The following is a 12,600-nucleotide window of genomic DNA, read 5'->3' as shown; positions in this document are numbered from 1 at the left end:
TTCCCGCGACTGGGCGACGATCGCTGCATGCTGCTGACGATCACCTGCACACCGCCGGACGGCGCCGCCTGGCCGGCGACCGACCTGGGGTTCTTGCTGCACAAGAACCCCGACCGGGTCCAGGCGTTCGAGCAGTCGTACGGCACGGCGCACGTCGTCTACCCGCAAGCCACGGCCGAGCGGTGCACCGCCGCCCTGCTGCTGGAGATCGACCCGATCCGTTTGGTGCGCGGACGTTCCCGTGGCACACCGGATTTCAGCCTCGGCCAGTACGTGAACGACCGGCCGTACGCGGCGTCGTCACTGCTGTCGGTGGCCATCGGCGCGGTGTTCCGCACCGCGTTGCACGGCCGCTGCACACTGCGCCCGGAACTGGCGCAGACCGCGCTGCCGCTGCAGCTCGAATTGCCCGCCGTGCCGTGCAAGGGCGGCGCCGAGGTGGCCGAGCGGATGTTCGCGCCGCTGGGCTGGACGGTGACCGCGACTCCCCTGCCACTGGATCCGGCCTTTCCGGACTGGGGCGATTCCCACCATCTGCGGCTGGCGCTGTCCGGCACGATGCGGCTGGCCGACGCACTGTCGCACCTGTACGTGCTGCTGCCGGTTCTCGATGGGGCCAAACACTATTGGCTTGCCGCCGACGAGGTCGACAAGCTGATCCGCGCCGGCGAAGGCTGGCTGGCCGAACACCCCGAACGCGCCTGGATCACCCGCCGATACCTGGTCCGCCGCCAGTCGCTCGTACGAGCCGCACTCGCCCGCCTCGCCGAAGTGGACGAGGTGGAACCGGAAGAGCTCGACGCCGTCGAGGAGGTAGTGAACGAAGGCGCGGACATCGCGGCGACCGAAAGCGCTGCCGCGCAGTGCGAACCGGCACAACATGATTCGGGCGGGTCGGCGTCCGAGGCGACGGGTGAAGCCGCCTCGCGTACACCGTCTTTGGCGGTGGCTCGGCGGGCGGCGGTGATTGCCGCGTTGCATGAGGTCGGGGCCGGTCGGGTGCTCGATCTCGGGTGCGGTGAAGGCGTGTTGTTGCGGGAACTGCTGGCCGACAAGGCCTTCGGGGAGATCGTCGGCGTCGATGTCTCGATGCGGGCGTTGCATATCGCCGAACGTCGCTTGCGGCTGGATCGGCTGCCCGAGCGGGTCGCGTCCCGCTTGACCCTGCGTCAGGGCGCGCTCACCTACACCGATGCCGAGCTGCGCGGCTACGACGCGGCGGTGCTCATGGAGGTCATCGAGCACATCGATCCGCCGCGGCTCAGCGCGCTCGAGCACGCCGTCTTCGCCGCGGCCGCGCCGCGGGCCGTGCTCGTGACGACGCCCAACGCCGAGTTCAATGTGCGTTACGAGAGCTTGCCCGCGGGGAAATTCCGGCATGCCGATCACCGATTCGAGTGGACCCGTGCAGAATTCGAGTCGTGGGCGGCGCGGGTGGCGGCCGCGCACGGTTACGCCGTGCGCTTCGTGCCGATCGGCCCACTCGACCCAGCAGTGGGCGCGCCGACCCAGATGGCAATCTTCACCACATCGATCCAGGAAGGAGCAGCGTGATGACGGAACTCTCGGTGCCCGAACTGTCGCTGGTGGTGTTGATCGGCAGCACCGGCTCGGGCAAGTCGACCTTCGCGCGCAAGCACTTCCGGTCGACCGCGATCGTCTCCTCCGATGCCTGCCGCGGCGTCGTCAGCGACGACGAGAACGACCAGTCGGCCACCGCCGAAGCCTTCGCCCTGCTGCACCACATCGCGGGCATTCGGCTGCGCCGCGGTCTGCGCACCGTGGTCGATGCGACGAATGTCCAGGCCAAGTCGCGGCAGGAACTCATCGCGGTGGCGCGCGCCCACGACGTGCTGCCGGTCGCCATCGTGCTCGATGTCCCGGATTCGGTGTGCCTGCAACGGAATTCGACCCGGCCGGACCGCGCGGGTCTCGGCGCGCACGTCGTTGTCCGGCAGCAGCGCGAGCTGCGCCGCAGCCTGCGCAGCCTGGAACGCGAGGGTTTCCGCAAGGTCTACGTGCTGCGCGGCGCCGCCGAGATCGAGGCCGCGACGATCGTCGACGAGAAGGCGTGGAACGACAAGCGCGAACTCACCGGCCCGTTCGACGTGATCGGCGACGTGCACGGCTGCCGGGGCGAATTGGAAGCGCTGCTCGGCGAACTCGGTTACACCATCGACCGGGACGAGAGCGGACGCGCGGTCGGCGCGCACCATCCGGCGGGCCGGACCGCGGTGTTCGTCGGCGACCTGGTCGACCGCGGGCCCGATACGCCGGGCGTGCTCCGGTTGGTGATGGGCATGGTGGCCGCCGGAACGGCCCTGTGCGTTACCGGCAATCACGAGCACAAGCTGGTCCGCGCCCTCGACGGCAAGCAGGTGCGGGTCGCGCACGGCCTCGCCGAGTCGCTGGCCCAGCTCGACGCCGAGGACGAGGTGTTCCGTAAGGCCGCGCACGAGTTCTGCCGCGGCCTGGTGAGCCACTACGTGCTCGACGGCGGCAAGCTCGTCGTCGCGCACGCCGGGTTGAAGCAGGAGTACCACGGCCGCGCCTCCGGCCGGGTCCGCTCCTTCGCCATGTACGGCGAAACCACCGGTGAGACGGACGAATACGGCTTGCCGGTGCGTTATCCGTGGGCCAACGACTACCGCGGCACGGCCACCGTGCTGTACGGGCACACCCCGGTGCTCGACCTGCAGTGGGTGAACAACACCCTGTGCCTGGACACCGGCGTGGTGTTCGGCGGCAGGCTCTCGGCGTTGCGCTACCCGGAACGCGAGCCGGTCTCGGTTGCCGCGGAACAGGTTTGGTACGAGCCGGTACGGCCGTTGCAGGCCACCACGATCAGCACCGCCGAAGGCGTGGTGCACCGGGATCCCGGCGTGCTCGATCTGGCGGACGTGATCGGCCGCCGGGTCGTACAGACCCGCTACCACGGCCGGGTCGGCGTCCAGGAGGAAAACGCCGGTGCCGCACTGGAAGTGATGAGCCGGTTCGCGCTCGACCCACGCTGGCTGGTGTACCTGCCGCCGACGATGGCGCCGTGCGCGACGTCGGAGCTGGACGGCTACCTCGAACACCCGGACCAGGCCTTCGCGTACTACCGCGCGGAGGGCGTCGACCGGCTCGTGTGCGAGGAGAAGCACATGGGTTCGCGGGCGGTGGTCCTGGTGGCCCGGTCCGCGCAGGCGGCCCGGGACCGCTTCGGCGTCGACGACGGCGGCACCGGCGTGATCTACACCCGCACCGGGCGTCCGTTCTTCGACGACCGGGACCACACCGAAGCCGTGCTCGCGCGGGTCCGTGCGGCCGCCGAGCGTGCCGGGCTCTTCACCGAACTCGAGAGCGAGTGGCTGCTGCTCGACACCGAGCTGATGCCGTGGTCGGCGAAGGCGCTCGGCCTGCTGCGCTCGCAGTACGCGGCGGTCGGGGCGGCGGCGCGCGCCGCGCTCGACGCCGCCGGGGAGGTGCTGGCCGCCGTGACCGCCCGCGGCTTGGACGTGGGCGAACTCGCGCACCGCACCGGCGCGCGCAGGGACGACGCCGCGGCGTTCACCGCCGCATACGGCCGCTACTGCTGGCCGGTGGACGGCACGGCGGGTCTGCGGCTCGCACCGTTTCAGATCCTCGCCGCCGAAGGCGCGAACCACGCAGTGCGCGAGCATGATTGGCACCTGGAACGGATCGACCGGCTGGTCGCCGCCGATCCCGAACTGTGCGCGCCGACCGGGCGCGTGTTCGTCGACCTGAGCGACGAGCACAGTATCGCCGCCGCCACCGCGTGGTGGAGCGAACTGACCACGGCAGGCGGCGAAGGCATGGTGGTCAAGCCGCGCCAGGCGCTGGCGCGTGGTCCGCGAAAGGACGAAGCGACGACGGAAGAAGGCCGGCTGGTCCAGCCCGGCGTGAAATGCCGTGGGCCCGAGTACCTCCGGATCATCTACGGGCCGGAGTACCTGCGCGAGGACAACCTGCGACGGCTACGGACCCGTGGCCTCGGCCGCAAACGCTCGATGGCCTTGCGCGAGTACGCACTCGGGCTAGAGGCTCTCGACCGGCTGGCCGCGGGTGAGCCCCTATGGCGGGTGCACGAGGCGGTTTTCGCGGTGCTCGCGCTGGAGTCCGAACCGGTGGACCCGCGGTTGTGACGTCCCTCACTCGGCGCTGAGCGCGAGGTGTCCGCACCTCGCGTTCCGGCCCCGGACCCCCTTGCACGGGGCAACTGAAACACGTTACCGTGCGAGTTAGCGGGCTGCTTGCAAGTGTTATACAGCGGGCGGCCCGGCGTACTGGACAAGGGAGTCTGACCATGCCCGCAGCGACCCCGGACGGCGCCTCGAGCACCGGCCGCATGCTGGTCGACGACCGCTTCACGGCCGTCGCCGCCAAGTTCTTCGCCATGTTCCGGCGCAGGCGACAGGGCGGTGGCGCGCTCGCGGTCTACCTCGACGGCGAGCCCGTACTGGACATCTGGGCCGGATGGGCCGATCCGGAACGACGCTGGCGCTCGGACACGATGGCGCTGACCTATTCGACGGGCAAAGGCGTCGCCGCGACCGTCGCGCACCGACTCATCGAACGCGGCCTCCTGGACCTCGACGCACCGGTGGCGACCTACTGGCCCGAGTTCGCGGCGAACGGCAAGGACGCCATCACCGTTCGCGACGTCCTGAATCATCGTGCGGGACTGCAACGCATCCGTGGGCTGGTCGACAGCCAGGGCGCCCTGCTGGATGACGACGCCCTGCTCGACCACGACAGTCTGGCCGCGGCGCTGGCCGCGTCCGCGCCGGATCCGTTGCGGCTGCGCGCCTCCGGCTATCACGGCCTCACCTTCGGCACCCTCGTCGCCGAGCTGGCGCAGCGGGCCACCGGGCGTTCGTTCGCCGAAGTCGTGCACGCCGAACTCGCGGAACCGCTGGGCGACAACGACTTCTGGTTCGGCGTCCCGCGCGCCGAACGACACCGGCTCGCCACTCTCTCGCCGCGGCTCACCATCGGCCGGGTCCCGGTGGACCGGCTGATCGCGCCGTTCGGCGCGCTGCGCAGGGTGCAATCCGCGCACAGCGCGATCTACGACGGCTGGGCCGACATGAGCGTCGGCCAGCGGCCCTACGACGCCGTAATGCCCAGTTGGGGCGGCGTTTTCACGGCGCGCTCGCTGGCGCGGATGTACGGCGCGATCGCCAACGACGGCGTGGTCGGCACCCGCCGCCTACTGCGGCCGGAGACCACCCGGATGATCGCGCAGATGCCGCCGAACAGTCGCTTCGACTACGTGCTCGGCGCGCCACCGCACTGGGCGCTCGGTTATCACCGCGGCATCGTCGGCACCAGACTGACCCGAGAAGCATTGGGGCACTTCGGTGTCGGCGGCTCTGGCGCGATCGCCATGCCAGGCGTCGGCGTCTCCGTCGCCTTCGTGACCAATCACCTCGGCTACTCCGGGATGACGCTGGGCGACGCGCGACTCCCCACGCTGTCCGCCCTCGCCAGGCGTGCGGGCGCCCTCGGCAGAGCCACGGCGGCGTTGCGGTCACGCGGCAGGCCGCAGCGGGCTGATCCGGCTCAGTCCTGCACCGACCGGTAGCGCGGTATCGCCGCAAGGATCGATACGACACCGCCTCGCCGCGGTGTGATCCGTGCCCAGCGACACCGCGAGCCGGACGGTGACCGATTCTCGCCAGCCTGAGTACGATCGACCGTATGGAAAGCGGCCCCGACTCCGTCCTCACCCGGCGCGAACCCGCCGAGATCACGGACAAGCGCCTGCTGCGCGGGGCCCGAACCCGGGAGACGGTGCTGCGGCACGCGGTCGACATCGCCTCGCTCGACGGACTGGAGGGCTTGAGCTTCGGTCGGCTCGCGGCCGAGTCCGGCCTGAGCAAGGCGGGCATCCAGACGCTCTTCAAAACGAAAGAAGCCCTGCAACTCGCCGCGATCGACCACGCACGTGACCTGTTCGTCGAGGCGGTGATCGAACCCGCCCGCACGACGCCGCGTGGCCTGCCCCGGCTGCGGGCATTGATCGAATACTGGCTGGCCTACATCGAGGCGCCACTGTTCACCGGCGGCTGCTTCTGGATGGCCGCACTACCGGAACAGGACAGCAGACCCGGCCCGGTGCTCGACGCGCTGCTGCGCGACCGGCACGCCTGGGTCCGCGTGCTCGAACACGAACTGCGGCGCGCGGTGACGGCCCGGGAGATCGCCGAGCTCGACGTGGAACTCGCCGCGTTCCAGATCGATTCGGTTCTCTGCGCCACCAATACCGCGCTCCGCGTCGGCGACACGGCGGCCATGCGCCGCGCGCGCCGCATTGTCGACGGGTTTCTCACCGCCCCCTGACCCACCCGATCCGGTCAAGCCGACTTGTGCGCCACCGCGAAGATGCGGCGGAACGGGAACCATGTGGTGCCGTCGGGCAAGGCCGGGTAGACGACGCGCAGGCGCGGGGCCAGCTCGGTGCGGAATTCGCGCCAGTCCTCGTCGTCCAGCGCGGCCCGGATCGGTCGCAGCGCCGTGCCGGTGACCCACTCCAACACCGGGTCCGGGCCGTGCATGCGCTGGTAGTAAGTGGTTTCCCAGATATCGGCGACGGTGTGCTCGGTGCTGAGCACCGCCGCGTACCTGGCCGGTTCGGGCACCGCGTCCACCCCGCGCAGCATCGCGTCGGCGAGCCGGGACCGCCAGCGCGCCTCGCCGGCCAGCGCGCGGATCTCCCGATGCGACGGCGCGTCGAAGTTGCCGGGGACCTGCATGGCGAACCAGGCGCCGCGCGGCAACTCGGGCAACCACTCGGCGAGCAGCGCGAGATGATCCGGAACCCATTGCAGGACAGCGTTACAGACGACGACGTCGGTTTCCTCGTCCGGCTGCCAGTCGTGCACGTCGAGCACCTTCGCGTCGATCCCGCGCTGTCGCGCGTCGTCCACCATCTCCGGCGCGGAATCGAACGCGTCCAGGCGCGCGTCCGGCCAGCGTTGCGCGAGCGCTTCGGTGAGATTGCCCGGCCCGCACCCGAGATCGACCACGCGCCGCGGCTTTTCGGCGTCGATACGCCCGATCAGCTCGAAGAACGGGCGTGCCCGGTGATCGGCGAAGTCGAGATACTTCTTCGGATCCCACATACGAACCCTCCTCGTTTAGCAGTACGGGCGTACTTAGTACGATTGTACTGTATTGCTTGACAGGCAGATATGCCGAACCCCTATCACCCCCTATCGGCCGCACCGACAACCGGGCGCTGCCCGAGTACCCGGCATTACGGGCGCTTACACCTCACTCGGCCGACCTGCGCGAGTTCGCTGATGTTGTTCCGGGGCAGCATCTTTCGCGATACGCACAGTTGCGGATAACCCCCGGTCACGACGGCCTTTCGGCGTCTCGGTGTGTGGCAGGGTGATCGGCTATGAAGACGATCCTGATCACGGGGGCCACGTCGGGTATCGGACTCGCGGCAGCGCGGCAGATCGCGACAGGGGGCGATCGACTGGTGCTGGTCGGCCGAAATCCGCGCAAACTCGCCGAGTCGGCGACCGAGGTCCGCACCGCCGGGGCAGGTGCGGTCGACACCCTCGAGTGCGACTTCGGCGAACAGGACTCGGTGCGGCGACTCGCCGATGCGGTGCTCTCCCGGTACGACCGGCTCGATGTCCTCGCGAACAACGCAGGCGGCTACCAGAAGGATCGGACCGTCACCAAGGAGGGCGTCGAAAAGACTTTCGCCGTCAATCATCTCGGCGGCTTCCTGCTCACCGAGTTGCTCACTGAACTGATGGTGCGCAGCGCGCCCTCGCGCATCCTGTTCACCTCTTCGGTCCTGCATTTCGGCGCGGGCCTGGATCTCGACGATCTCGCGTTCCGACGCGGGTACTCGGGCGAAAAGGCCTACAGCCGATCGAAACTCGCGAACATCCTGTATGCCCGGGCGCTGGCTCGAACCCTGGAGGGCACCGGGGTGACGGTCAACGCCTTCCACCCCGGGGCGGTGGCCACCGGGATCTGGGATGACATGCCGTGGTTCGGGCAGCCGCTGGTCGCGCTGGCCAAGCGGCTGTTCATGATCACCGCCGAGGAGGGCGGGCAGGCGCTGGCCTACCTCGCCACCGGCACGGAAGTGGCCGGGGTGAGCGGCGCCTACTTCCAGCACAACCGCATCAAGACGCCGTCGCGCCGGGCCCAGGACGAAGTGCTCGGCCAGCGGCTCTACACGGTGAGCGCGAACCTGGTCACCGCCACCGGATAGGTACGCCACACAGTCAACGACAACGTTGTCGAAAGCCTTAGCGACACAAATAGTTTGTCACCGACTGAGCTGTAGAAAGCAGGGACAATGCAGCGTACGCGTTTCGAGTCCATCGGCTCGTATACTCCGGCCACTGTCCGTTCCACCGAAGAACTGATCGCCGGTCTCGCGGTACCGCGGTCGCTGGATCTGGCGCGGATCACCGGAATCGAACAGCGGCGAGTCTACGATTCCCATCCGGACCGCTACGAATCGTCGTTCGAGCTGGCTTTGCGCGCCACCGACGACTGCCTGCGCCATTCCGATTACGCCGCAGGCGATCTGGACATCATCATCTCGGCTTCGATCACCCGCACCCGCGGGAAGGAAATCTTCTGCTACGCACCGGCGTTCGCGCTGATGCTCGGCAACGCCATCGGCGCGACCGAGGCTCGGCACTTCGACGTGTCCAATGCCTGTGCCGGAATGATGACCGGCGTGCTCGTGCTGGACCGGATGATCAAGGCCGGGGTGGTGCGCAACGGCATGGTGGTCAGCGGCGAGCAGATCACCCCGATCGCCGAAACCGCGATGCGCGAGATCAGCCAACCGTACGACCCGCAGTTCGCCGCGCTGACCGTCGGTGACGCGGCGGTCGCGGTGATCCTCGACGACCAGGGCGACGACCACGACGAGATCCACTACGTCGAGTTGATGACCACCGCGGAGGGCGCCGAGCACTGCCTCGGCATGCCGAGCGACCGGTCGGCCGGTATCGCGCTCTACACCGACAACCGCGCCATGCAGAACGAGTCGCGCTACCGCCAGGGCATCGAGCGGATCGACACCTTCCTGCGGGAGAGCGGAAGATCCTGGGAAACCGAGAAATTCGACTACTGGATCCATCACCAGTTCAGTGCTCCGGCGCTCGAATACCTGGGACAGCTCACCGAGGAACACTTCGGCACTCCGATGCCGCAGGCGCTGAATGTGTTGCAGGAGTACGGCAATACGGCGTCGACCTCGCACTTTCTGGTACTGCACGAGTATCTCGCGCGACAGCAGATACCGAAGGGTTCGAAGATCCTGATGATCCCCGCGGCCTCCGGAACCGTTTCCGGCTATCTCGCCGCGACCGTCTCCCGGCTGGAGGCCTGAGTCATGGCGACCACCATCGTCGCGGCGGCGACGAACACCGATCTGGACACCGGCAGCTATTTCGAGCTGGCGACCCGTGCGGCGATGTCCTGCCTGGAGCAGGCCGACGTCTCCGTCGACGAGGTCGGCATGCTGGTCAATACCGGCGTGTTCCGCGATGACAATATTTCCGAGCCCGCGGTCTCGGCGCTCATCCAGAAACGGGTCGGCATCGGACTCGAATACGAGCCGGGCCGGGTCCCCGCCTTCTCCTTCGACCTCATGCACGGCTCCACCGGCCTGCTGCACGCGGTCACCGCCGCCGAATGCTTCCTGTCCACCGGCGAAGTCGAGTACGCGCTGATCCTGGCCGGCGATACCCATCCGTCGCGGCAGCGGTATGTCGCCGGGTTCCCCTACACCACCGGCGCGGCCGCGGTACTGCTCGAAAGCACACCGTTCGCAGCGGGTTTCGGCCACCTGTACACCAGCCGGACCGACGGCGACGTCCCTCCCAGCGCGTGGGTGGCGCTCGGCGAGGCGGGTGCGAACGGCCGCTCCGCCATGCGCGTGCGGCACGGCGACGAGGATCCGCTCACGCTGGCGGCGGCCGCGGTACGCGCCTGTACAGCCGAAGAGGGCATCGACAGCGACGACTTCGCCACGGGCCGGGCCCTGTTGCTCACACCCGCACCCGCGCTGGGGTTCCGGGCGCGCTTGGCCGAAATCCTCGGGCTCGCACCGGAATCACTGGTCGGCGTGCCCACCGAGGTCGGTGACCCGTATTCCGCGGCGCCGGTGCACGCGTACCTGAACGCGCAGGAATCGGGTGTGCTCGCCGCCGCGGAGACAGTGCTGTTCCTGGCCGCCGACGATGCCTCGGCGGCCTGTCTGCCCTACCGGCAGCCGGTACCGGCCTTCGTCGGCCGCGCTGCCGTTACGGAAACCGAAAGCCCTTGACGTTCGGGAGCTTCCACGGTTTTCCACGCATTACCGGCATTCCGGTGGTCTTGTCGCCGCAATGCCGGGACAGGTCAGGGAAGGCAGCCTAGGCTGTTTGCACCGGCTGGATCAACGGGGCATCCGGACATGCCCCTGCTGCGACGACGCATCGATGGTGCCCTTCCACAGTCGGGCACACTCATCGATGAAGGGACTAGGGCATGCAACGGCCGATCTCGGTACAGAACACCCAATGGTCGACCATCGCGGAATCCAGTATCGGCCAGGCCATGGCGGTGCTCGGCGGGTGCAGCACCGTCGGCCTGATCGCGGAGCTGCTCGCCGTGGACGAGACGGCGGTCCGCACCGTGGTGCGCAGGCTGGCCGCGCGGTCCTCGACCCGGGTGGTGATCGACGATCTGGACGCGGTGGAGCGGCGCCCCCGCGAAATCCCCGCGCCCGCCCATCCGGAACTGCGCTGTCGTGCGGCGGAACTGTTGCACAGCAAGGGATTCCCGGCGGCGACGGTGGCCGACCAGCTGGTCGAGGCCGGCGTCGCCGACTACCCGTGGGCGGCCAGGGTGCTGCTCGCCGCCGCCGACGAGGCCTTGGCCAACGATCAGATCGACCGGGCGGCCGACCGGTTGGAACTGGCCTATCGCGCTACCCGGGAGCCGAGCGCCCGCGGTGCGCTCGCGGTCCGGCTGGTCTGCGTCGACTGGCGCGGCAGCCCGTCGAGCCGGACCCGGAATTTCAGCCGGATGCGAGCGGCGCTGCGCGGCGGCCGGGTGCCCGCCGCACAGTTGCCCGCCGCCGTCATGTTCCTGCTCTGGCACGGACAGACCCAGCGCGCGGATCAAGCGCTGGGACAGCTGAGTTCGTGCCCGCACGACGAACCCGCGCCGCAGGCCGAGTTCCTGCGCGCCTGGCTGCGCTTCACCCACCCGCCCTACGTGCCCCGGCACCAGGGTCTGTTCGCCGACGGACACCTACCCGCCGACGACCGATTACCCGAACCCGCACCCGGGACCGTCGAGCCACGAAGACCGACGCAGCCGGACCAGCGGCCACCGCACCTGCTCGGCGCCGAGTTGCTCACCCGGCTGTGCACCACCCATCCGCTCGACGACACCACCACGCTCGCCCAGCGCCTGCTCACCTGTCATCGACTCGCCTCCACCACCGTGGAAACCCTTGCCGCGGCCGTACATTGCCTGATCTACACCGATCGGCTCGATACCGCCGCCGCGTGGTGTGATTCGCTGCTCGCCGAGGCCGAGGCGCGCAAAGCCCCCACCTGGCAGGCGATCTTCGCCGGTCTGCGCGCGGAAACCATGTTGCGCAAAGGCAATCCGCGTGCCGCGGCCAACGAGGCCGCGCTCGCGCTGAATCATGTTCCGGCCGAACATCTCGGCGTGTGGGTCGGGATCCCGATCGCGGTGCGGGTGCGCGCCTTGACGTCCGCGGGCCGACTGGCCGAGGCCGAGGCACAGCTGCGCAGGCCGGTGCCGCGCGCGCTGTTCGAGTCCCGCTTCGGACTGTTGTACCTGCACGCGCACGGCCACTTCCAGCTCGCCACCGGCCAGCCGCGCGAGGCGTTGCGCACCTTCCGGCGCTGCGGTGAGCTGATGCGCCGCTGGCGGATGGACTTCCCGTGGCTGGTGCCGTGGCGCAACGACATCGCCGTCGCGCATCTGGCGCTCGGCGAAGGCCGACATGCCCGCGCCTTCGCCACCCGCCACCTCGACCTGCTCGGCGGTGCGCCGACCCACCGCACCGGCGGCGTCTCGCTGCGTCTGCTCGCCGCGACGGCCGACCGCTATCAGCGGGTCCGGTTACTGCGCGAGGCGACCGCGATCGCGCGGTCCGCCGGCTGCGATCTCGAACTCGCCACGGTCCTCGGCGATCTCGGCGCCGCGCACCGGGCCGTCGGCGATCACGAGAAGGCGCGCACGCTCGTTCGCGAGGCGGTGCGCATCGCCGAAGCCTGCGGCGCCGATCCGCTGCTGCGCGAGCTGCTCGGCGAACGCCAGCCCGCACCCACGGTCTCCCCGCTCACCGCGACACCCACCGGCGTGGCCGCCCTCAGTCCCGCCGAACGCCGCGTCGCCGAGCTCGCCGCCCACGGCAAACGCAACCGCGAGATCGCCGCTGCCCTGGCCATCACCACCAGCACCGTCGAACAACACCTCACCCGCGTCTATCGCAAGCTGGAGATCACCCGCCGCACCGAACTCACCTTCACCCTCAACGCCTCGAACTCGGTGTCGGCGCCCGCCTGACGATGCACGGCC

At 69.4% G+C, this 12,600-nt stretch carries 9 protein-coding genes; 8 read left to right on the top strand and 1 reads right to left on the bottom strand.

Annotation, left to right across the window (positions count from 1 at the left end; translation table 11 throughout):
• Positions 1–27: 27 nt before the first annotated feature.
• The 4 genes from TY25_RS38310 (at position 28) to TY25_RS38295 (ending at position 6,348) form a co-directional block, all read left to right on the top strand.
• Positions 28–1,554 carry a 3' terminal RNA ribose 2'-O-methyltransferase Hen1 gene (locus TY25_RS38310; RefSeq protein ID WP_042264746.1) on the top strand — a complete coding sequence of 509 codons (1,527 nt, stop codon included), beginning with the start codon at positions 28–30 and terminating at the stop codon, positions 1,552–1,554.
• Positions 1,554–4,148, top strand: a complete 2,595-nt coding sequence (locus TY25_RS38305) for a polynucleotide kinase-phosphatase (protein ID WP_042264743.1) — start codon at positions 1,554–1,556, stop codon at positions 4,146–4,148. The genes TY25_RS38310 and TY25_RS38305 overlap by 1 nt, the downstream gene beginning before the upstream one ends.
• Positions 4,149–4,309: 161 nt before the next feature.
• Positions 4,310–5,590 (top strand): serine hydrolase domain-containing protein, encoded by a 1,281-nt coding sequence (locus tag TY25_RS38300; RefSeq protein ID WP_081869370.1) that lies wholly within the window; start codon positions 4,310–4,312, stop codon positions 5,588–5,590.
• A gap of 116 nt (positions 5,591–5,706) precedes the next feature.
• Positions 5,707–6,348 carry a TetR/AcrR family transcriptional regulator gene (locus TY25_RS38295; protein WP_042264741.1) on the top strand — a complete coding sequence of 214 codons (642 nt, stop codon included), beginning with the start codon at positions 5,707–5,709 and terminating at the stop codon, positions 6,346–6,348.
• A gap of 14 nt (positions 6,349–6,362) precedes the next feature.
• Here the strand turns inward: TY25_RS38295 and TY25_RS38290 are convergent, their stop codons facing one another.
• Complete coding sequence (locus tag TY25_RS38290; RefSeq protein WP_042264739.1) at positions 6,363–7,130, bottom strand: trans-aconitate 2-methyltransferase; 768 nt, start codon at positions 7,128–7,130, stop codon at positions 6,363–6,365.
• 281 nt (positions 7,131–7,411) lie between these two features.
• On the opposite strand from TY25_RS38290, the gene TY25_RS38285 reads away from it, so the two are divergent.
• From TY25_RS38285 to TY25_RS38270, 4 genes are all read left to right on the top strand, one after another.
• Positions 7,412–8,248, top strand: a complete 837-nt coding sequence (locus TY25_RS38285; protein ID WP_042264738.1) for an SDR family oxidoreductase — start codon at positions 7,412–7,414, stop codon at positions 8,246–8,248.
• A gap of 87 nt (positions 8,249–8,335) precedes the next feature.
• The gene (locus TY25_RS38280) at positions 8,336–9,385 is read left to right on the top strand and encodes a 3-oxoacyl-ACP synthase III family protein (protein ID WP_042264736.1); all 1,050 of its coding nucleotides are present in this window, start codon (positions 8,336–8,338) and stop codon (positions 9,383–9,385) included.
• 3 nt (positions 9,386–9,388) lie between these two features.
• Positions 9,389–10,324: a beta-ketoacyl-[acyl-carrier-protein] synthase family protein gene (locus TY25_RS38275; protein WP_042264733.1), complete on the top strand. Its 936-nt coding sequence runs from the start codon at positions 9,389–9,391 to the stop codon at positions 10,322–10,324.
• Positions 10,325–10,527: 203 nt separating this feature from the next.
• Positions 10,528–12,588, top strand: a complete 2,061-nt coding sequence (locus TY25_RS38270; RefSeq protein WP_042264731.1) for a helix-turn-helix transcriptional regulator — start codon at positions 10,528–10,530, stop codon at positions 12,586–12,588.
• Positions 12,589–12,600 lie beyond the last annotated feature (12 nt).

Source organism: Nocardia brasiliensis NBRC 14402 (assembly GCF_000308475.2).
GTDB lineage: Bacteria > Actinomycetota > Actinomycetes > Mycobacteriales > Mycobacteriaceae > Nocardia > Nocardia brasiliensis.
The sequence above is the reverse complement of the archived record's forward strand: the minus strand, read 5'-3'. Positions and strand labels throughout refer to the sequence as shown.